We start from the raw sequence: 19841 nt of genomic DNA on the forward strand, positions 1-19841 counted from the left end.
CCCGCCGGGTGCGCTTCGGCGCGTGTTCTCCTTGTGGCGTCTCACTTCGCGCCCCCGACCCCTGTTCTCAGAGTGCTTTGAGATCAGCTCGCTAGCGTGGAGCGGACTTCGTTCACGCCAGTTCCAGGAGGGGTTCAGTGAGAGTGATGTTCCGGATCGCCAGATCGGCGCTCGTCCTGGCCTCGGTGGCCCTGCTGTCCCTGGCCGGCCCGACCGCCGCGCCGGCGCAGGCGGCCCCGCAGAAGCAGACGTGGCACCTGGAGCAGTTCGACCGGGTCAGCCGCATGTGCGTCCAGCAGGGTCCCGACGGCAGGATCCACGCCTCGTACTTCATCTTCGTGGTGAGCGGGAAGTGGACCACCGACCTGAAGTACGGGATGCGCGGCCTGCCTCCCGGCTGGACCGCCACCGAGTTCCACCTCCCGCCGGGTTCCAACTACCACTCGCCCGACGGCGGGATCGCCGTCAACGGGTTCATCGGCGTGCAGGGACCGGCCTCGGTGCCGCTGGCGACCTACCGCGCCCCGATCTGGGTGTCGGACGGGGTCGTGACCGAGACGCTGCCCACCGACATCATCGTCACCACCGAGTCCTGGGTGGACTGCATGAACCGCCCGTGAGTTCGCGGCGACCGCCCTTTACTGCTTTACTATGTTCCTAGTAAAGCAGTGAGGGGCTCCCGTGTTCGTCTTCCGGCTCGACACCCACTCCGGCGTACCGCCGTACCTGCAGCTCGTCCAGCAAGTCCGCCAGGCGGTGCTGCTGGGCTTCCTGCACCCCGGCGACCGCCTCCCGCTCATCCGCGAGGTGGTCGAGGACCTGGCGATCAACCCGAACACCGTCGCCAAGGCCTACCGGCAGATGGAGCAGGAGGGCCTGGTCGCCGGCCGGCCCGGCCAGGGCACGTTCGTCACCGAGCAGCAGTCGGCCGCGGTGCCGGCGTCGACGTACACGTCGCTGCACCGCGGTCTCTCGACCTGGCTGCGCCGCGCCTACGCGGCCGGTCTCGACGAGCAGGCGGTCAACGCGCTCTTCGCCTCCGTGCACCAGCAGACGAGGAACGAGGGCGTGGCGTGACGGCGGACGGCTTCGCGCTGCGCACCGACGGCCTGGGCAAGCGGTACCGCAAGGGCTGGGCGTTGCGCGACTGCACGCTGGACCTGCCGGCGGGCGGGGTGATCGCCCTGGTCGGTCCCAACGGCGCGGGCAAGACCACGTTGCTGCGCCTCGCGGTCGGGTTGCTGGCACCGAGCACCGGCACGGTGCGGGTCCTGGGCCACGACGTCACCGCCAGCACCCCGCACACCCTGTCCCGGATCGGGTTCCTGGCCCAGGACCACCCGCTCTACCAGCGCTTCACCGTCGCCGAGATGCTCCGCTTCGGCCGGTCCTGCAACCTGCGGTTCGACCAGGGGCTCGCCGAACGGCGGCTGGCGGCGCTCGGCATCGGGCTCGACCGCCGGACCGGCACGCTCTCCGGCGGCCAGCAGGCCCAGGTCGCGCTCGCCCTGGCGCTCGCGAAGCGGCCGGACCTGCTCGTGCTCGACGAGCCGGTGGCGAGCCTGGACCCGCTGGCACGGCACGAGTTCCTCCAGGTGCTCATGGGCGCGGTGGCCGAGGACGGGGTGACCGTCCTGTTCTCCTCCCACGTCGTGCACGAGCTCGAACGGGTCTGCGACCACCTGGTCGTGCTCAACCGCGGCCGGGTCACGCTCGCCGGCGACATCGACACCCTGCTCACCGAGCACCGGCGGCTCGTCGGCCCGCGCACGGACACCGGCCCCGGCCGGGACGGCGCCGTGGTCGAGACCGTCCACAGCGACCGGCACACGACGCTGCTGGTCCGCGACGGCGGCATCCCGGCCGCGCCGGGGTGGCAGGCCGAGCCGGTCGCGCTGGAGGACCTGGTGCTGGCGTACCTGCGCCGGCCGGGCGGGGTGAGCGCGGCATGACGTGGCTGATCTGGCGCCAGCACCGGACCGAGGTCTGCGTCCTGGGCGTGCTCGCCGGCCTGTTCGGCGCGGTGCTGCTCGTGCTCGGGACGCAGGCCCACGACCTGTTCCCCGGCGGTCCCGCCACGTGCGCGGGAGAGGCCGGTGCCACCGACGCGTGCACGGCCGCGTTCCGCCGGCTCGACGACCGGTACGGCTTCGTCGAGAACCTGCTGGCGGCCTTCTACGTGGTGCCCGTCGTCATCGGCGCGTTCCTCGGCGCGCCGCTGCTCGCCCGCGAACTGGAGGACGGCACCTGGCAGCTCGCCTGGACGCAGGCCGTGCCGCGGATGCGCTGGCTCACGGCCAAGCTCGTGGCGCTGGCCGGCGTGACCGCCGCGCTCACCGGGGCGTTCACCGCGGTGCTCACCTGGTTCCGGCAGCCGTTCGACGCGTGGGAGGGGCGGTTCCAGTACGACTCCTTCGACCTGCAGGGCCTCGTCCCGGTGGCGTACGCGCTCTTCGCGTTCGGCGTGGCCACCGCCGCCGGGGCGCTCCTGCGGCGCAGCCTGCCCGCGTTCGGCGTGGCGTTCGGGGCCTTCCTCGCCGCCCGGATGGGAGTGGCGCTGCTGGCCCGCCCCTCCTACGCCACACCGCTCACCGCGCTGGAGCCGATCCCCACCGCCGGTGCGAAGGAGCGCGGGCCGGGGTTCGCCGACTGGACGGTCGAGCAGGGCTACGCGGACGCCGCCGGGCGCAGGGTGTCCTCGGCCGAGTACCACGACCTGGAAGCCGCCGCGGACCGGGCGGGCACCCCGCTCGGCCAGTTCCTGCACGCGCAGGGCTTCCAGCGGGTGCGGGTCCACCACCCGGCCGACCGGTTCTGGACGTTCCAGCTGATCGAGACGGCCCTGTTCGTCACGGTCGCGGCGGTCCTGATCGGTGTGGTGGTGTGGCGGGTGCGGCGGCGCATCCTCTAGCCGTGCCAACGGCTTCCCGCGTTCGACTCGAACGCCGTCGAAGATGCCCGTCTGCTTGACGCCCCTGCAGTCCGCCGCCACTGTCGGGTGGCGAAGATCGGCGCGTCGGACCGGGCGGGAGCAGCTGTGGTGGGAAGTCGGAGACGGCGAGGAGCACGACCGGTGACCGCCGGCGGCGCGGTGGCGTCGCTGGTGGCGGCGATGTTCCTCGTCCAGGGCGCCCCGAACGCCGTGGCGGCGGCCGACGGGCCCGCGCTGGCGGTGGACGTGTCCGCCGCCCGGCACGCGATCAGCCCGGACATCTACGGCCTCAACGGGGGCGACCCGGCGTTCAACGCCGAGATCGGCCAGTCGGTCGCGCGCTGGGGCGGCAACGCCTCCAGCCGCTACAACTTCAAGAACCACACCTACAACACCGGCAGCGACTGGTTCTTCGAGAACATCGTCGCCGACGAGCAGCACACCCTGGAGTGGATGGTCGGGTCCAGCCTCGACCGGGGGATCAAACCGGTCGTCACCGTGCCGATGTCGGGCTGGGTGGCCAAGGACTCGCCGTCCGCGCACCCGTTCGCCTGCGGGTTCCCGGCCACCCGTTTCCCCGCGCAGGACCGGTTCGACGAGTGGGACCCGAACTGCGGCAACGGTCAGCTCGACGGGAAGGACCTCACCGGCGCGGTGCCCGAGGACACGTCGGTCCGGGCGGGCGCGGCCTTCGCCGGCGAGATGGTCGCGCACCTGGTGGACCGGTACGGCACGGCGGCGCAGGGCGGCGTGCCGATCTACGAGCTCGACAACGAGCCCGTGCTCTGGTCCAGCACGCACCGCGACGTGCACCCCGAGCCCGTCTCGTACGACGAGCTCGGCGGCAAGGGCACGGCGACCGCCGCGGCGATCAAGGCCGCCGACCCCGGCGCGGCGGTGCTCGGGCCGTCGGGCTGGGGGTACTGCGAGTGGGTCGCGTCCGGTGTGGACGGCTGCGGGCCGGGCGCCGACGCGGCCGCGCACGGCGGGCTCAACCTGTCGCAGTGGTACCTCAAGAACATGAAGGACTACAGCGACGCGCACGGTGGAAAGCGCTATCTGGACTACTTCGACCAGCACTTCTACCCGCAGATCGGCGGCGGCAAGGACCCCGAGTCCAACGCGTTGCGGCTGCGGTCGGTGCGCTCGCTGTGGGACCCGACCTACGTCGAGGAGTCCTGGATCGGGCCGGGCGGGGTCAACGCGCCGCCGCTGCAGTTCATCCGCACGATGAAGTCGTGGATCGCGCAGTACAACCCCGGCACGAAGACCGCCATCACCGAGTACAACTGGGGCGCCCTCGACGACATCAACGGCGCGCTGGCCCAGGCCGACGTCCTCGGGATCTTCGGGCGGGAGGGCCTCGACCTCGCGACGATGTGGGGTGAGCCCGAACCGACCGATCCGGGCGCGTACGCGTTCCGGATGTACCGCAACTACGACGGTTCGGGCGGGCGGTTCGGCGACGTCAGCGTGTCGGCGACCTCGGCCGACCAGGGCCGGCTGTCGGTCTACGCCGCGCAGCGCTCGGCCGACGGCGCGCTGACCGTCGTGGTGGTCAACAAGACCGGCGACGAACTGACCTCGCCGCTGTCGGTCGCCGGGTTCGACGCCACCGGCACCGCGCAGCGCTTCACCTACGGACCGGCGAACCTGGGCGCCATCGTGCGCGGCGAGGTGCCGGTGGACGACGGGCGCGTCGACGCGGCGTACCCGGCGAACTCCATCACGCTGCTGGTCCTGCCGCCGGCGGGGTGCTCGGTGACCGTGCACGTCAACGGCGAGTGGGGCACGGGGCACGTCGCGACGGTGACGGTCACCAACGACCGCCGCACGGCGCTGACCGGCTGGCGGGTCGGCTGGACGTGGCCCGCCGGTCAGCAGATCACCACCTCGTGGGGCGCGACCGTGCGGCAGGACGGCGCGCGCGTGGTCGCCGCGAACGCCGGCTGGAACGGCTCGGTGGGTGCGCGGGGCAGCACCAGCTTCGGTTTCCAGGCCACCGGGGCACCGCCGCCGACGGCGCTGACCTGCACCCCTGCCTGAGCGCGGTCAGTCGGTCAGGGCGGTCGCCGGGCGCGGGCAGTTCGTCCGCGCCTCGGCGGTGTCGCGGATGCGGTTCACCCAGTCCCGCAGGCCGGCGTCGAGGCTCGCCTGGCTGCCCGGGACGTCGGCCTCGACGGGAGCGCCGGCCCACGACTCCTCGGTGGTGACGAGAACGCCGCCGCGCACGGGCTTGAACGTGAACAGGTGGACGCCGTCGATGCCGTTGACCGGCGCGGCCCACGCGGTGCACACCTGCGGTGAGACCGCCGTGACGGTCGAGGTGACCGTCATGTTCTGCGGCGACCAGGTGAAGGTCGAGCCGGGCCGCAGGGGGCCGGGCGTGTTCTTGCTCGCCGGGGTGATCTCGGGGATCCAGCCGGACCAGGCGTCGATGTCGGTGTGCAGCCGCCAGAGGGTGGCGACGGGCGCCTTGACGAGCACGCTCGCCTTGCTGATGACCGGGGCGGTCTTGTCGACCGTGACGCCGCGGCACACCTCGTGGCCGCGGGTGGCGGGTCGCGCGTCGTCCGCCGCGGCGACCGGCGTGGTGGCCAGGGTGGCCGCCGCGCCGAGCACGGCGATGCCGGCGCAGCGCAGGAACGTGGACTTGGGGTTCATCGGGGTTTTCCTCACCTGGTGGGCACTTCGTCTCGTACGGCTCGATCGTGCCCAGCCGGGAGGTGGCCCCACATCGGCAACGTGTGCCGAGATCCGGATGCCTACGTCTCAGCCGGTCGGTTCGGTCGACGGGAGCGGGCACCTTCCGCCGGGCGTGGTCAGCAGCTCGAAGTGCCACATCTCGTTGGCGTAGGCCTGGCACAGGCCGTGCTCGGCGCCGAAGCGGACGAGCCAGTCCGCGGCGTCGGTCGGACCGATGTCGATCGCCTTGCCCGTCACGTGGTTCGACTTCTCCGGCGGCTGCACCCACCGCCGCGCCTCCTCCTCGCTGCGGTAGCGGGCGATCGCCTCGTCCAGCAGGCGTTGCTGGTACTCCCGGCTGCGCCAGCCCGAGGTCACCCTCAGCTCCACACCGCGCGCACGGGCGTCGACCGCCGCCTTCCGCACCGCGGCCAGCAGCGCGGGGTCGAGGTTCGCGAGGGCGGGATGGGCGCTGTCGTCCAGCGAGATGCTTCCGTTGCCCGGAATGCTGCCGTCTCCGGCGACGCGCCCCGAGGTGGACGGGCCTCTGCCCGGCTCCACTCCCCCTGACCGGCCGTCCCCCGGCGCGCACGCGACCGCCAGCACGGCGATCACGGACGCTGTCCAGAAGCGTTGGCCGAGGCTCCTTCTCGTCACGCGCACGTGCTGTCCTCCCTGCGGTCCGGCGACACCACCGAGCCTGCGGGACCGGTGTCAGCGGCCCGTGCGCGGAATGTCCCCGTTGTGCAACAGGTCCTCGACGGCGTTGATCTGGAACCGGTCCGGTCTTCGTCGCTCCATTCGAGACGGAAGCCCCGGCGCAGTAGGCCGAACAGTCGCTGCACGTCGTGAAATCGTTCTCATAATGGAGAGGGTGATCAGCACACAGCCCGGCCGCCCGGGCGTACCGCTGCTCGACCGCATCCGCCGCGGGCTCCTCGGAGACGATGCGGTGCTCGACGGCCCCTACGGGCCGCGGAGGATCGTCTACGCGGACTACACCGCGTCGGGCCGGGCCCTGGACTTCGTCGAGGACTTCGTCCGCGCGCAGGTGCTGCCCCGCTACGCCAACACCCACACCGAGAGCTCCGGCACCGGCCGCCACACCACGGGGCTGCGGGAGCAGGCCAGGCTGCTCATCCGCGACTCGGTCGGCGGGACCGACGACGACCTCGTGATCTTCTGCGGCTCCGGGGCGAGCGCCGCGATCAGCAAGCTGGTCGGGATCCTGGAGATCCGGCTGCCCGCCGGCCTGGACGAGAGGTACTCGCTCGCGGACCGCATCCCGCTCGCCGAACGGCCGGTCGTGTTCGTCGGGCCGTACGAGCACCACTCCAACGAGCTGCCCTGGCGCGAGTCCCTCGCGGACGTCGTGGCCATCGGCGAGGACGACCGCGGCCAGGTCGACCTCGCCGAGCTGCGCCGGCAGCTGGTCCGCCACGCCGACCGGCCGCTGCGGATCGGCAGCTTCTCCGCCGCCTCCAACGTGACCGGGGTGCTGACCGACACCGACGCGATCGCCGCGCTGCTGCACGAGCACGGCGCACTGTCCTTCTGGGACTACGCGGCGGCCGGGCCGCACGTGCCCATCCGGGTGCGGGAGAGCGCGCCCGGACGCGGCGACCACAAGGACGCCATCTTCCTGTCACCGCACAAGTTCGTGGGCGGCCCGCAGACCCCCGGCGTGCTGGTGGTGCGCCGCGGCCTCGTCACGAACCGGGTGCCGACGGCTCCGGGCGGCGGCACGGTGGCGTTCGTCGGCCCGCAGGGCCACCACTACCTGGACGACCCGGTGGCGAGGGAGGAGGGCGGCACGCCCGCGATCGTCGAGTCCATCCGTGCCGGCCTGGTGTTCGCGCTCAAGGACGCCGTGGGCACCGACGTGATCCAGGAGCGCGAGGACCGGCTGTGGAGGCACGTCCTGGCCGCGTGGGAGGACGAGCCCGGCATCGAGATCCTCGGCGACCACCGCGCCGCCCGGTTGTCGATCGTGTCGTTCCTCATCCGGTCCGGCGGCCAGTTCCTGCACCACGACTTCGTCGTCGCGGTGCTCAACGACCTGTTCGGCGTCCAGTCCCGCGGCGGGTGCTCGTGCGCCGGGCCCTACGGCCACCGGCTGCTGGGGATCGACACCGAGCGGTCCGACGCCTTCCACCGCCACGTCACCGCCGGCTGCGACGGGCTCAAGCCCGGCTGGGTGCGGCTCAACCTCAGCTACTTCCTCACCGACGACGTCCGCGACTACCTCGTCGAGGCGGTGCGGCTGGTCGCCCGGTACGGCCACCGCCTGCTGCCCGACTACACCTTCGACCCGCGGACCGGGCGGTGGCGCCACCGCGCTCCGGTGCCGAGTGCGGAGCTGCCCGACCTGCGCGCCGCACTCGGCGCGCACTTCCCGCAGGCCCGTGCCGACGTCGCCCTGGCGACGCAGCTGGAGAACGCCCGGCGCCTGCTCGCCGCACGCCCGGACGCGGTCGACGGCGGTCCCACCGGCCTGCCGGAGGACTTCGAGGGGTTGCGCTGGTTCGTCCTGCCGCCGGGCTGCCTGGTGCGGTGACCGAGCCCGTGGAAGTTCTCCGGGTACGGCGCGCAGCTCGCGATCGAACGCGCGGCCGCAGAGTCGGTGCGGCAGGTCTCGGCGACGGTGCCGGAGCACGAGTTCGACGCGGCGGTGCTCGCGCACGCCGAGCGGCTGCTCCTGTTCGGCGCCGGGTGGTCGGGGCCGACGGCCGGCGCCTGCCCGCTCTTCAGCCACACCGGCGCCACGCGCACCACCCCCGACGCCGCGGCACGGACGCGCGAGGCGGCTCGTGGCGGACTGACGGGGTCAGCGGTGCAGGACCTCCCGGTCCAGCCAGTCCTCCAGGCCGCGTTCGGCCGACTCCCGGAACGACCGGGTGTCGACGTTGTCGGCGTGCAGCTCGTAGACCGGGATGCCGGCGGCACGCAGCGCGCGGTTCGTGAAGTAGCTGCCCCTGGCGTCGTCGGAGACCAGGTGCACCACGCCGTCGACGCCGTGCAGCCTCGCCTCCTTGACGTACCACTCGCTCGACCACGGCGGCGTGTAGAGCTGGTCGGTGAAGGCGGCGAACCGGGCCGCGAGCGTCCGCAGCGGGTCGTCGCCGTAGCGCGGGTACCCGTCGGCCGCGATCGCCAGGTACATCGACCACACGAAGACGGCGCCGTGGCGCTGCTCGAACCTGCGGTAGAAGTCCATGTCGTACCAGAGGCCGCGGCCGATCCACATGAGCCGGACCCGTTCGTCCTCGCACACCGCCGCACCCGCCTCGACGCGTTCTGCCACCTCCTCGTAGAAGCGCCGTGCGGCGTCGCGCGCCCACTCGGTGCCCCGGTGCCACTGCGGGATCATGACGCTCGGGATGCTGTCCGTGACGGCCAGCGGGCTGGGCCTGGTGCGGGCGATGAGGTCGCGGGTGCGCCTGTTCCACTCCGCCTGCTCGTTGACCAGGTCGAGGACCCGGCGCAACGCGCGTTCGCTGAACACCCGGCCGGTCGTCGTCTCCAGGAACCGCACCAGGTTGTGCAGCTCGGCCTCCATCAGGTCGAGCCGCGCCGTGCCGACCGCCTTCTCCCAGTCGTGCGGCATCAGCTCCCACCAGTTGACCGGGACGGTGTTCTCGGCGGCGCTCTCCAGGGCGTAGTAGGTGATGCCGGGCTGGCTGCCCCAGACGTCGAAGATCTTGCGGCCGCCGTCGCCCACCGTCTCGGCGAGCACGATCGTGGGCCGCGGCAGGCCGCCCCACGGCGCCAGGTGCGGCTCCGGGTCGAACAGGGACGCGAGCGAGAGCGAGCTGTACTGCTCGGTGTGGTCTGGGTAGCCGCGCTCGCGCAGCAGCTCCAGGTGGTGCGGCGCGCGCTGCTTGGCCGCCACCACCGACGCCCACCACTGGTTGACCACGTACGGGATGCCCATCGCGCGGAAGATCTCCTGCGGCGCGTCGGCGTTCACCAGCGCGAGCGGGCCTCCGGCGGCGGCGGACTTCTGCAGGTCGCGGAACCACTCGCGCTGGTGGCGGGTCGCCTCGGTGGCGGAGGCCAGCAGCTTCTCAGCCAACGAACACCTCCGACAGGTCGATCGAGCCGTACTCCTGGCGGTCGAACAGCACGGCCGGGATCCCGTGCGGACGCAGCGCTTCCCGTTGCGCCGGGAAGTCCCACGGCGGGGCGTCGTCGTTGCGCCGCACGTAGGACACGACCAGTTCGGCGCCGCAGTCGGCCGCCGCCTGCGCCGTGTGGGCAGCACGAGCCGCGATGGACGCGCGGGCGGCCGTGGGGCCGTTGTACTGGTAGCGCTCGACCAGCGCGGCGAGCGTCGGTTCGCCCACGAGCCGGGTGGCGAGCAGGTCCCCCCAGTCGTGGTCCTCCCCGACCACGACGCTGCCGAGCTCCTCGAGCGACCGGTACACGTCCGGGTTGTCGTGCGAGCTGCCGGTGAGGAACACCCGCCGTCCAGTATGGACGTCCACATCGGACTGGAGCAGGCCGCGCAGCAACCGGTTGTGCTCCACCACCGGCAGGACGGCGCCGAACGCCGCCAGCGCCTGCACACCGGTCAGCCGCAGGTCCCTGCGCAGCGCGGACACCGCGCGCCACAGCTCCCGCCGCACGTCGTGCAGCGTGATCGCCGACGCGATCCTCGGTGCGGTGAGGCGGGTTCCGGTCCACCGCTCCAGCACGGCGACCAGCTCGGCGAAGCGGGCCCGGTTGTACCGGGTGGTCGTCCAGTGCGGCAGGTGCAGCACGTCGACGAGGCAGGTCTCGGGCAGCCCCAGGCCCGGGTCGAGCCGGCGCAGCTCCCGTACCGCGTAGAACAGCCGCAGCGAGGCCTCGCAGTCCCGCGACACCAGCAGCCGGTCGAGCCGGCCGTACTCCCCCGCCAGCAACCGGGTCAGCACCGACAGCGCCGCCGGGTCCACCCCGCGGCCCAGGTAGGTCTCCCCCGCCGTGACGTCCGCGCCCGGCAGGCCCGCGAGCCGCACCGGCAGCGCGCCCGCCGCGGTCACGAGCTCGACCGGGACGTCCTGGCCGACGCAGCCGATCACGAGACCGTCCCAGTCGGCCGGGTACCGCCGCTCGTAGTGCTCGACGAGGCGCTGCAGCGGGGTGCCCATGCTCAGATGACCCCGTCCGCGCGCAGCGAGGCGAGCCGGTCGCCGCTGTAGCCGAGCAGCTCGCCGTACACCGGGTCGTTGTGCTCGCCGAGCGCCGGGGCGGGCCGGTCGAACCCGGCGTCGGCGCCCGAGAAGACGATCGGCACGCCGGTGGCGGAGATGTCCGCGGTCGCGCCGTGGACCGGGTGGGCCAGTGCGACCACCTCGCGGCGCGCGCGGACCAGCGGGTCCCGCACGGCCTCGGCCGGTTCGCGCACCTCGGCCGCGGGCACGCCGTTGCCGACGAGCAGCGCCACCACCTCGGCCCGCCGCCGCCCGGCCGTCCACCGCCCGATCAGCTCGTGCAGCACGCCCGCGTTCGCGACCCGCGCGTCCCTGGTGGCGAACCGCGGGTCCGCCGCGAGCGCGGGGTCGCCCATGGCCTGGAACACCCCCGCGGCGAACCGGTCGGTCGGCCCGCACAGGGCGAGCCACCCGTCCACCGCCTCGAACAACCCGAACGGTGCGAGCCGCGGCACGTGGGAACCGGTGCGCTGCGCGAGACCGACGGCGGCGTAGGCGTCGAACGGCTCGCACGCGACCAGCGACGTCAGCGCGCCGAGCATCGAGACGTCCACGTGCTGACCGGCGCCGGTGCGGTCGGCCTGCACGACCGCGGCCAGCGTGCCGATCACCGCGAACAGCGGCGCGACCAGGTCGCCGACCGGCAGGCCGTTGCGGACCGGGTCGTCGCCCTCGCGCCCGGCGGTGCCCATGATCCCGGACAGCGCCTGGACGATCGTGTCCATCGCCTTGGCGGGCCCGCCCTGCGCCCCGAACCCGCTGATCGACGTGTAGACCAGCCGCGGGTTCACCGCCAGCATCGCCGCGGGGCCGATGCCGAGCCGCTCCGTCACGCCCGCGCTGTAGTTCTCGACCAGCACGTCGGCGTGCCGCACCAGGTCGGTCAGGACGTCACGCCCACCGGGGTGCTTGAGGTCGAGCGTCACGCTCTCCTTGTTGCGGCCCCGCAGCAGCATCGACACCGACACGTCGTCGGCGTGCACGCGCCCGAGACCGAGGCCGTCCCTGCCGAGGTACGGGGCGTTGCCCCGCGAGGAGTCCCCGCCCGTGCGCGGGTTCTCCACCTTGATCACCCGTGCGCCCAGGCCCCCGAGCACCAGGGTGGCGTACGGCCCGGCGAGCGCCGTCGTGAGGTCGACGACCGTCCGCCCGGCGAGCGGCTGCTCTGCCACCTGCGCACCTCCTCGGTCACGACCGGCGCGTCCGGTGACGGCCGGTGTCCCACCTCTACACTGGCCGATCGTGACGGCCACGCCGCGATCCGCCGCCCAGCGCGGTCCTCGCTCCGACCTGCTGCCCCGGCAGCAGCACGGCGGCGCGCCGCAGCACCTGCTCATGACGCTCTACGCGGACTACTGGCTCTCCACCGACGGCTGGGCGTCGTCGGCCGCGCTGGTCCGCCTGCTGGCCGAGTTCGACATCACCGGGACCAGCGGGCGCGCGGCCCTGAGCCGGTTGTCCCGGCGCGGCATGATGAACGTGCACCGCCACGGCCGCCGCACGTTCTACGGCGTCGAGGGCGCCGCCGCCGCGACGCTGGCCGACTCGGTGCGCAAGGTCCTGTCGTTCGGCGTGACGTCCGAGCCGTGGGACGGCATGTGGACGACCGTCGCGTTCTCCGTCCCCGAGGAGCAGCGCGAGATCCGCCACCAGCTGCGCACCCGGCTGCGCTGGCTCGGGTTCGCGCCCATCTTCGACGGCTTCTGGATCTCCCCCACCGCCTCCGCCGGCGACACCGTGCACGAGCTGGACGTCCTCGGGGTGACGAGCGCGGTCGTGCTGCGCACCGACGGCGCGGCCGGGGGACGGCCGCTGACCGAGGCGTGGGACCTCGACGAGGTGCGCGGCCTCTACGACGAGTTCATCGCCACCACCGCGCCGCTCGCGGACCGGGTCCGTGCGGGCGCGGTCACCTCCGCCGAGGCCCTGGTGTGCCGCACGCAGGTGATGGACGAGTGGCGCACGTTCCGCTGGAAGGACCCCGGCCTCCCGGCCGCGCTGCTGCCCGGGGACTGGCCGCGCGACACGGCGCGCGCGTTGTTCGCGGAGGTGTACGACGGGCTCGGGCCGCTGGCCGAGCACCGCGTCCGGCAGATCGTGCTCGAGTCGGACCCCGACGACGCCGGTCTGGTGCGCCACCACACGACCAGCCGCGTTCCCTGACCTCCGGGGGACCTGCCGCATGCGCACTCCCCCTTCAACGTCCCAGGTCACGGCCGACGAACGCGACTTAACTAGACTCCTAGAGCACCACCCGCAACGAGAAGTGTCAAGCATTTGGGTTCGCTCTATCCGGTGCCTCTTCCGAGCATGCGTCCGCATGCGTTGCAGCAGCGGCAGAACTCGCTCAGAAGACAGCTGGTGCTGTGACGATCGGCAGCAGAACTGTACGATGACCCCATGACCGCCGCTTCTCCCGACGTTCCCGCGCTCCCACGGTTGCAGTCCGGCGGCAGTCCCCAGCACCTGCTCCTCACACTGCTCGGCGACTACTGGTACGGGCAGCGCGCGCCCCTGCCCTCGGCCGCGCTCGTGGCGCTGCTCGGCGAGTTCGGCATCACCGGGATCAGCGCGCGGGCGACGCTGAGCAGGCTCTCCCGCCGCGGGCTGCTGGAGCTCTCGCGGGTGGGCCGGCACACCTACTACGCGCTGAGCGACCGCGCGGCGCGCGTGCTCGAGGACGGGCTGCGCCAGATCGTGGCGTTCGGCGCGTCGGAGGAGCCGTGGCCGGGGACGTGGACGGTCGCGGTGTTCTCGGTGCCCGAGGACCAGCGGGACCTGCGCCACGCCCTGCGCACACGGCTGAGCTGGCTCGGGTTCGCGTCCCTGTTCGACGGCGTGTGGGTCTCGCCGCACGACCGGGTCACCGAGATCACCAGCGTGCTGGCCGAGCTCGGCATCGACTCCGCCGCGGTGCTGCGCGCGGAGGTGGCCGACGGCAGCCCGCTGGGCGGCGACCCCCTCAACGCCTGGGACCTCGACGCGCTGCGCGCCCGCTACGACGCGCTGATCGACGAGTACTCGGCGGTGCGGGCACGGCTCGCCGCGGGTCTGGTCGGCACGGCCGAGGCCCTCGTGGTGCGCACCGCGCTCATGGACGCCTGGAACCGGTTCCCCGGCCTCGACCCCGGCCTGCCGTCCGCGCTGCTGCCGCAGCCGTGGCCGCGGGCGCGGGCCAGGGCGCTGTTCACCGAGCTCTACGACGACCTCGCGCTGCTCGCCGAGCAGCGCGTGAAGCAGGTCGTCGGCCAGTACGACGAGGACGTGGCCGCCCTGGTGCGCGGGCACGGCAGTGACTACGCGGGCTGAGCGCGGAGCTCCCGGCCCACGCGCGGCAGGACGACCTCGTCCCCGTCCCAGGCGAACTCCGCGGCCAGGCCCGCCCGTTCCCCGATGCCCCGCACGTACTCGGCGACGGCCTCCCCGCCGTCCGCACGCGCCACCGGCACCGGTCTGCCCCGCCCGTCGATCCGGCACGGCACGAACCCCGCCGAGACCAGGCCGGTGCGGCCGAAGCGGCAGACGGCGATGACGGTGTTCCTGCTCTCCGGGTGGAACGGGTAGAACGGCATGTCCGGGTCCGGCGCGAACGCGTACAGCTCGACGCGTCTGCGCGCCCACTCGGCCCGTTCGGCGTTGTCGCCGCCGGTCGGGGTGAGCGCGCGGGTGACGGTCACGAAGTTGCCGAGGCCGTGGAAGACCGGCCGCCCGCGGTAGACCTCGATGCCGCGCATGATGTGCGCGTGGTGGCCGAACACGGCGTGCGCCCCCGCGTCGATGGCGGCGTGCGCGACCGGTTGCTCGTACATCGCCAGCACCGCGGGCGTGTGGCCCACTCCCTTGTGCATGGACACGGTGACGACGTCCACTTCGGACGCCAGCGCCCGGATGTCGGCGGCCATCGCGGCCAGGCCTGCCGGGTCCGCGAACGTGTAGACGCTCGGCGGCCCGCCGGGGGTGGCGTGGTCCAGCTCGTAGTGCGTGAGCACCCGGACGTGCGCGCAGCCGGCCTTGCGCGAGGTCGCCCACGACTCGCGCGGGCCGACGAGGTTGTAGCTCAGCACGCCGATCCGCAGCCCGCCGCGCTCCAGCACGGCCGGCCGGCGTGCCGCGGCGAGGTCCGGTCCCGCGCCCGCCGTCACGAGTCCGGCGGCACGCGCGTGGGCGATCGTGTCCACCACACCGGTCTCGCCCGCGTCGTAGACGTGGTTGCCCGCGAGGGTGACCACGTGGAAGCCCGCGTCCGCCAGCGCCGCGAGCCCGGCCGGGTCGGCGGGCGGCGCGGGGACGTCCGTGCTGACCTGGACGTCCGTCGTGCTGTGCGGCACCTCGACGTGGCCGATCACCAGGTCGCCGCGCGCGAGGGCGGGCGAGGAGGGCACGAGGAAAGATGCCGGGTCCGGTTCGTCGAGGATGAGGTCGCCGACCGACAACACGGTCACCACGTCAGACACGGGTACCCCTCTCCCGCGCGGTGCCGTGCGCCTGGGTGTAGCGCGACAGGAACGCGCGCAGCCGGTCCGGCCTGTCGTCGGCGAGCACGTCCGCGACGGGTCCCTGGTCGACGATCCGGCCGCGGTCCATGAACACGAACCGGTCGGCGACCTCCAGCGCGAAGGCGATCTCGTGCGTGACGATGACCATGGTCAGCCCGGCGGCCGCCAGGTCCCGGACCACGGTCAGCACCTCGTCGACCAGTTCCGGGTCGAGCGCGCTGGTCGGTTCGTCGAGCAGCATCACGCGCGGCCGGGTCGCCAGGGCCCGCGCGATCGCCACCCGTTGCTGCTGGCCACCGGAGAGCTGCCGCGGGTGGGCGTCGGCCTTGTCCGCGAGCCCGACCCTGCCGAGCAGCTCCAGGGTGCGGTCCCGGGCCTGCTCCCGGCTGCGGCCGTGCACCCGCACCTGGGCCTCGCTGATGTTGCGCGCCACCGTCCAGTGCGGGAAGAGCTGGAACTGCTGGAAGACCATGCCCATGCGGCGGCGTTGTTCCGCGACCCGGCGCGGCGGCAGCGGACGCAGCCGTCCGCCGGCGAACTCGTGGCCGAGCAGCTCGCCGTCGAGGTACAGGGCTCCGCTGTCGATCGGCTCGAGCTGGTGGACGCACCGCACGAGCGTGGACTTGCCCGAGCCCGACGGCCCGATGACGGCGACGACCTCCCCCTGGCCCACGTCGAGGCTGACCCCGTCGAGCGCCGCGTGGTCGGCGAAGCTGCGCCGGATGTTCCGGACGCTCAGCACCGGCACATCCGTCATGCGAGCCACTCCCCCCGCGACGAGCGCTGCCCCCGGCCGAACCGGCGTTCGAGCCGTTGCTGAGCGAAGGACAGCGCGGTGACCACGACCAGGTACCAGAAGCAGGCGACGATCAGCATCGGCACGATCTGGTAGGTCTGGTTGTAGACGGTCTGCACCGCGTGCAGCAGGTCGGTCATGGCGATGACGCTCACCAGCGACGTGCCCTTGAGCAGCGAGATGAACTGGCTGCCGCTCGGCGGGATGATCACCCGCATCGCCTGCGGCAGCACCACCCGCAGGAACGTCTGGCCGCCGGTGAAGCCCATGGCCAGCGCCGCGTCGCGCTGACCGGGGTCGACCGAGAGGACGCCCGCGCGGACGATCTCCGCCATGTACGCGGCCTCGTGCAGCGTGAGGCCGATCAGCGCGGCCGTCAGGGGCGTGATCAGGTCGTTGGTCGGCCACGACCCGAACGTCGGCCCGAACGGGACGCCGATCGACAGCCGGGGCAGCAGGTAGGCCAGGTTGAACCAGAAGAGCAGCTGCACCAGCGGCGGGATGCTGCGGAACAGTCCGATGTAGAGCGTGCACACCCACCGCACCGGCCCGAAGTCCGCGAGCTGGCCCAGCGCGAGCAGCACGCCCAGCGCCGACCCGGCGAGCATGGCGACGACCGTGAGCAGGACCGACATCCCGAGACCCGCCAGCACGTCGGGGTCGAACAGGTACTCGGCGACCACCGGCCACTCGAACCGGTCGTTGTGCGTGACGAACCACGCGACCTGGAACGCGAGGACGGCGAGGAGCGCGCCGGCCAGCCAGCGCCACGGCCTCGGCCGCGGTCGTGCCGTGGCTACGTCGACGTCCGGCAGGTCGCCGGTCGCGGGCGCGGCGGTCGCGGTCACCGGCCGGCCGCCGTGTTGAGCTCGGGCTTGTCGACCTTCACGTTCTCCAGGCCGTACTGCTTCATGATCCGGTCGTACTCGCCGTTGGCGAAGATCTCCTGGAACGCCTGGTGCATCACCGGTCCGAGGCCGCTCGACTTCGGCACCAGCATGGCGAGCTTGTCGACACCGGCCCCCTGCTCGTCGGTCTGCTTGACGTAGGTGAAATCGTTCTTCGCGGCCTCCAGCGCGTCGATCGCGGCGCTCTCGGTCATGCCCGCCGCGTCGGCCCGGCCGGACTTCGCGGCGAGGATCGTGCCGTTGGTGTCGGCGAAGCCGATGAACTGCACGGCCGGCTTGCCCGCCTTCACGCACCAGTCCGTGAGCCGGACGACCTGGTCCTGGATGATGCTGCCGGAGATGGCGGCGACGCGTTTGCCGCACAGGTCGTCGCTCGCCCTGATCGAGCCGGAGCCGGACTTCGGGACGAGGTAGGCGGTCCGCGTGACCATCCAGACGACGGCGTCGAACTGCTTCTCCCGTTCCGCGGTGTCCTTGACCGGGCCGTTGAAGGCGTCGTAGCGGCTCGACAGCATGCCGGACAGCGCGGCGGGCAGGCCGGACACGACGGTCATCTCCATGCGTACGCCCAGCACCTCGCCCAAGGCCTGCTGCAGGTCGTGGTCGAGGCCGGTGACCGCGCCGCCGCCGGGGGCGACGACCCGGTACGGCGGGTGGGAGTCGCCGGCGAAGCGGATCACCCCGGCGTCCTTGAACTGCTGCGGGAGCGCGTCGTGCTTGCTCCCGGCCTGCTCGCCACCGGCGCCGGGCGCCGCGTCCGGGGAACCGCCCCCGCAGCCGGACGCGGCGATCACCACCGCGGCCAGCACGGGGAGGAGTGGTCTACGAGACTTGAGCATCAGTGCTCCCGCCGTCGCTTGAACCGCATTTGGATTACGGTCGTGAAGAATAGTGTCTTATGTCAGCCCCCGGTCGTGTCAAGGCCGACTCCTGTTTCAACACGGCCGCCGTGGCGGCGGGTGCCCGTCAGCCCGCGTAGGGCCTGCTGAAGCGCGGTGGGGTGTGGTCGACGTACCGGCCGTCACCGGCCTGCGCGTTCAGGGCGCGGGGGGAGACGTCCGGCCAGCGGCCCGTGCTCAGCCGCTGCCGCATCTTCTCGATCGCCGCGACCTGCTCCCCCACCGTGAACGTGCAGTGCCCGGCCGTCCGCACGTACGTCTGGCGGACCAGCGCCCCGTTGCCCGCGCGGCGGGCCAGCTCCTCGTAGGACTGCTGCTGCGCCACCGTGGAGATCTGGTCGCCGATGGCGTTGACCGTGAGCACCGGCACCCGCACGTCACCGGTGAACACGACGCCCTCGGCGAACCGGGCGACGGCGGCGGGGTCGGCGGCCACCCGCGGCGCGGCGGCCAGCGTCCGCAGGTCCGCCACCAGGTCCAGACCGGCCTCGGCGTACAGCCGCAGCACGGCGAGCTGATGACTCGGCTCGGCCAGCGCGAACTGGCGGCCGTAGTCGACCGCGGTGTTCCACGACGGGTTGCCGCCCGTCACCTGCTCGATCGCGCGCCTGCTGCTCATCGCCTGCCCGATGTACGGCAGCGGCCCGCCCGCGAGCGCCAGGTGCATGCCGTTCTCGATCCCCGCCGAGTCCCACCACGCGGGCACGGGCGTCGTGGTGCCGTCCGCCGCGAGCCCCCAGCCGGGGAGCTGGCCGATGGTGGACGCGAGCGCGATGCGCGCCCGTCCCCCCGCGGTGGCCTGGGCGCCGGCGAGAGCGGAGATCCACTGCTGCTGCGCCCCCGGCACGTCCGCCGGAATCCCCGTGACCGGCAGGGCGGAGTCGCGGAACAGCAACGTCTTCAGCGTGAACACCGTGTCGAGCTTCTGGTTCCACTGCCCGACCGACCCGCCGAGCCCGCCGCACATCGGCACGGCGGCGTCGAACCGGCCGGGGTGGACCTGCGCGGCACCCGCGGCCACGAACCCGCCCATCGACCGGCCCTGCGCGACCGCCCACCGCGCGGGGCCGAACGCCTCCTCGAAGCGGCCGAGCGCGGCGGCCTGGTTGTCGATCGCCTGGGCGATCCGCCAGCCGGTGACGGTCCTGGTCGTGCCGCCCACGGCGTAGCCCCGGCCGAGCAGGGCCGCGGTCAGCGGCGTGCCCAGTCCCCCGGCGGCGAAGTCCAGGTCGACGAGCACCACGCCGTTCCACCGCGCGGGCTTGGCGAACTGGTACGGGGTGCCGTCGGACAGCTGCCCGGACGCGCACGCCGCCGTGCCGAGGCACGGGACCACGTCCGGTGGAGCGGCACTCGCGGTGGCCGAGCCCGCCACGAGGGCCGACGCGGCCGCCAGGACGGAGGCCAGGGTGCGCACTGTGGACATCGGTGTCTCCAGTCTCGCCGGGCGTGCACCTTCGAGAGCAGAGCCATGATGTGCTCATCCGACAACGCCCGTCAATGATTGTGTCGAATGAAACCGGTTCGATGAGAACCGCAGCACGTTCCCGCCTGTCCGGGACGCGGGTGGGCTAGAACGAGATCATGAGTGCACGGATCACGGTCTGCCGGGGATGTTGCTGCGGCACCGAGCGCAAGCACCCGGACGTCGACCACGACCGCCAGCTCGCGCTGCTGCGCTCCCGGCTGGCCGCGGTGACGGTCGCCGACTGCCTGGACGCGTGCGAGGTGTCGAACGTGGTCGTCGTGCGCCCCAGCCCGGCCGCCCGCGCGACCGGTGCGCGAGCCGTGTGGGTCGGCTCGGTCCTGGACGACGAGGCCGTGCACGGTGTCGCGGACTGGGTCGACGCCGGCGGTCCCGGCCTCGCCGCTCCCCCGGCCGCGATCGCCGGCCTGATCGTCGCCACCCCCGGGAAGTGAGGGCGGTCAC

The 19841-nt window shown here is 73.0% G+C and carries 19 protein-coding genes; 9 read left to right on the forward strand and 10 right to left on the reverse strand.

What is annotated here, in order from left to right:
* The first annotated feature begins 146 nt into the window (after window positions 1–146).
* The 5 genes from ACFWGZ_RS07360 (at window position 147) to ACFWGZ_RS07380 (ending at window position 4978) form a co-directional block, all read left to right on the forward strand.
* A complete protein-coding gene (locus ACFWGZ_RS07360) occupies window positions 147–620 on the forward strand; it encodes a DUF5980 family protein (protein ID WP_382450642.1) in 474 nt (157 codons plus the stop codon).
* A 61-nt stretch (window positions 621–681) separates the two neighbouring features.
* A complete protein-coding gene (locus ACFWGZ_RS07365) occupies window positions 682–1077 on the forward strand; it encodes a GntR family transcriptional regulator (RefSeq protein ID WP_382450612.1) in 396 nt (131 codons plus the stop codon).
* On the forward strand, window positions 1074–1952 hold the full coding sequence (locus ACFWGZ_RS07370) for an ABC transporter ATP-binding protein (protein WP_382450613.1): 879 nt from the start codon (window positions 1074–1076) through the stop codon (window positions 1950–1952). The genes ACFWGZ_RS07365 and ACFWGZ_RS07370 overlap by 4 nt, the downstream gene beginning before the upstream one ends.
* Entirely contained in the window at window positions 1949–2911 is a 963-nt protein-coding gene (locus ACFWGZ_RS07375; RefSeq protein WP_382450614.1) for an ABC transporter permease subunit, read from the forward strand. The genes ACFWGZ_RS07370 and ACFWGZ_RS07375 overlap by 4 nt, the downstream gene beginning before the upstream one ends.
* 162 nt (window positions 2912–3073) lie before the next feature.
* Window positions 3074–4978, forward strand: a complete 1905-nt coding sequence (locus ACFWGZ_RS07380; RefSeq protein ID WP_382450615.1) for a glycoside hydrolase family 44 protein — start codon at window positions 3074–3076, stop codon at window positions 4976–4978.
* Between the two features lie 6 nt (window positions 4979–4984).
* On the opposite strand, the gene ACFWGZ_RS07385 is transcribed toward ACFWGZ_RS07380, so the two are convergent.
* Window positions 4985–5596: an SRPBCC family protein gene (locus tag ACFWGZ_RS07385; RefSeq protein ID WP_382450616.1), complete on the reverse strand. Its 612-nt coding sequence runs from the start codon at window positions 5594–5596 to the stop codon at window positions 4985–4987.
* 108 nt (window positions 5597–5704) lie between these two features.
* Window positions 5705–6274, reverse strand: coding sequence for a M15 family metallopeptidase (locus ACFWGZ_RS07390; RefSeq protein WP_382450617.1), 570 nt, complete (start codon window positions 6272–6274; stop codon window positions 5705–5707).
* Between the two features lie 217 nt (window positions 6275–6491).
* Between ACFWGZ_RS07390 and ACFWGZ_RS07395 the strand changes: the two genes are divergently transcribed.
* Window positions 6492–8174: an aminotransferase class V-fold PLP-dependent enzyme gene (locus tag ACFWGZ_RS07395; RefSeq protein ID WP_382450618.1), complete on the forward strand. Its 1683-nt coding sequence runs from the start codon at window positions 6492–6494 to the stop codon at window positions 8172–8174.
* A gap of 270 nt (window positions 8175–8444) precedes the next feature.
* On the opposite strand, the gene ACFWGZ_RS07400 is transcribed toward ACFWGZ_RS07395, so the two are convergent.
* The 3 genes from ACFWGZ_RS07400 to ACFWGZ_RS07410 are packed head-to-tail and all read right to left on the reverse strand — an operon-like array spanning window position 8445 to window position 11984.
* Window positions 8445–9692 carry a 2-hydroxyacyl-CoA dehydratase gene (locus tag ACFWGZ_RS07400; RefSeq protein ID WP_382450619.1) on the reverse strand — a complete coding sequence of 416 codons (1248 nt, stop codon included), beginning with the start codon at window positions 9690–9692 and terminating at the stop codon, window positions 8445–8447.
* On the reverse strand, window positions 9685–10749 hold the full coding sequence (locus ACFWGZ_RS07405; protein ID WP_382450620.1) for a 2-hydroxyacyl-CoA dehydratase: 1065 nt from the start codon (window positions 10747–10749) through the stop codon (window positions 9685–9687). Before ACFWGZ_RS07405 ends, ACFWGZ_RS07400 begins: the two co-directional genes overlap by 8 nt.
* Before the next feature lie 2 nt (window positions 10750–10751).
* A complete protein-coding gene (locus ACFWGZ_RS07410; protein ID WP_382450621.1) occupies window positions 10752–11984 on the reverse strand; it encodes a CaiB/BaiF CoA transferase family protein in 1233 nt (410 codons plus the stop codon).
* Window positions 11985–12054: 70 nt separating this feature from the next.
* Between ACFWGZ_RS07410 and ACFWGZ_RS07415 the strand changes: the two genes are divergently transcribed.
* Together ACFWGZ_RS07415 and ACFWGZ_RS07420 are read left to right on the forward strand one after the other, a co-directional pair.
* Window positions 12055–12975: a PaaX family transcriptional regulator C-terminal domain-containing protein gene (locus tag ACFWGZ_RS07415; protein WP_382450622.1), complete on the forward strand. Its 921-nt coding sequence runs from the start codon at window positions 12055–12057 to the stop codon at window positions 12973–12975.
* Between the two features lie 237 nt (window positions 12976–13212).
* Entirely contained in the window at window positions 13213–14121 is a 909-nt protein-coding gene (locus ACFWGZ_RS07420) for a PaaX family transcriptional regulator C-terminal domain-containing protein (RefSeq protein ID WP_382450623.1), read from the forward strand.
* Here the strand turns inward: ACFWGZ_RS07420 and ACFWGZ_RS07425 are convergent.
* The 5 genes from ACFWGZ_RS07425 to ACFWGZ_RS07445 form a co-directional block, all read right to left on the reverse strand.
* Complete coding sequence (locus ACFWGZ_RS07425; protein WP_382450624.1) at window positions 14109–15266, reverse strand: CapA family protein; 1158 nt, start codon at window positions 15264–15266, stop codon at window positions 14109–14111. The two genes, ACFWGZ_RS07420 and ACFWGZ_RS07425, sit on opposite strands and share 13 nt — an antisense overlap.
* Window positions 15259–16065 carry an amino acid ABC transporter ATP-binding protein gene (locus ACFWGZ_RS07430; protein WP_382450625.1) on the reverse strand — a complete coding sequence of 269 codons (807 nt, stop codon included), beginning with the start codon at window positions 16063–16065 and terminating at the stop codon, window positions 15259–15261. Before ACFWGZ_RS07430 ends, ACFWGZ_RS07425 begins: the two co-directional genes overlap by 8 nt.
* Window positions 16062–16952: an amino acid ABC transporter permease gene (locus tag ACFWGZ_RS07435; RefSeq protein ID WP_382450626.1), complete on the reverse strand. Its 891-nt coding sequence runs from the start codon at window positions 16950–16952 to the stop codon at window positions 16062–16064. Before ACFWGZ_RS07435 ends, ACFWGZ_RS07430 begins: the two co-directional genes overlap by 4 nt.
* Window positions 16949–17851, reverse strand: coding sequence for a transporter substrate-binding domain-containing protein (locus ACFWGZ_RS07440; RefSeq protein ID WP_382450627.1), 903 nt, complete (start codon window positions 17849–17851; stop codon window positions 16949–16951). The genes ACFWGZ_RS07435 and ACFWGZ_RS07440 overlap by 4 nt, the downstream gene beginning before the upstream one ends.
* Before the next feature lie 127 nt (window positions 17852–17978).
* Window positions 17979–19337 carry an alpha/beta hydrolase family protein gene (locus ACFWGZ_RS07445; protein ID WP_382450628.1) on the reverse strand — a complete coding sequence of 453 codons (1359 nt, stop codon included), beginning with the start codon at window positions 19335–19337 and terminating at the stop codon, window positions 17979–17981.
* 158 nt (window positions 19338–19495) lie between these two features.
* Here ACFWGZ_RS07445 and ACFWGZ_RS07450 point away from each other — a divergent pair, with 158 nt between their 5' ends.
* Window positions 19496–19831 carry a hypothetical protein gene (locus tag ACFWGZ_RS07450; RefSeq protein ID WP_382450629.1) on the forward strand — a complete coding sequence of 112 codons (336 nt, stop codon included), beginning with the start codon at window positions 19496–19498 and terminating at the stop codon, window positions 19829–19831.
* Window positions 19832–19841: the final 10 nt, after the last annotated feature.

This window comes from Lentzea sp. NPDC060358, from assembly GCF_042725365.1.
Taxonomy (GTDB): Bacteria; Actinomycetota; Actinomycetes; order Mycobacteriales; family Pseudonocardiaceae; genus Lentzea.

Excerpts from the sequence above, each read along its gene's own strand:
- ACFWGZ_RS07360 (WP_382450642.1), top strand. The coding sequence starts at position 147 with ATGTTCCGGATCGCCAGATCGGCGCTCGTCCTGGCCTCGGTGGCCCTG.
- ACFWGZ_RS07375 (WP_382450614.1), top strand. The coding sequence starts at position 1,949 with ATGACGTGGCTGATCTGGCGCCAGCACCGGACCGAGGTCTGCGTCCTG.
- ACFWGZ_RS07385 (WP_382450616.1), bottom strand. The coding sequence starts at position 5,596 with ATGAACCCCAAGTCCACGTTCCTGCGCTGCGCCGGCATCGCCGTGCTC.
- ACFWGZ_RS07405 (WP_382450620.1), bottom strand. The coding sequence starts at position 10,749 with ATGGGCACCCCGCTGCAGCGCCTCGTCGAGCACTACGAGCGGCGGTAC.
- ACFWGZ_RS07420 (WP_382450623.1), top strand. The coding sequence starts at position 13,213 with ATGACCGCCGCTTCTCCCGACGTTCCCGCGCTCCCACGGTTGCAGTCC.
- ACFWGZ_RS07430 (WP_382450625.1), bottom strand. The coding sequence starts at position 16,065 with ATGACGGATGTGCCGGTGCTGAGCGTCCGGAACATCCGGCGCAGCTTC.
- ACFWGZ_RS07440 (WP_382450627.1), bottom strand. The coding sequence starts at position 17,851 with ATGCTCAAGTCTCGTAGACCACTCCTCCCCGTGCTGGCCGCGGTGGTG.
- ACFWGZ_RS07445 (WP_382450628.1), bottom strand. The coding sequence starts at position 19,337 with ATGTCCACAGTGCGCACCCTGGCCTCCGTCCTGGCGGCCGCGTCGGCC.
- ACFWGZ_RS07450 (WP_382450629.1), top strand. The coding sequence starts at position 19,496 with ATGAGTGCACGGATCACGGTCTGCCGGGGATGTTGCTGCGGCACCGAG.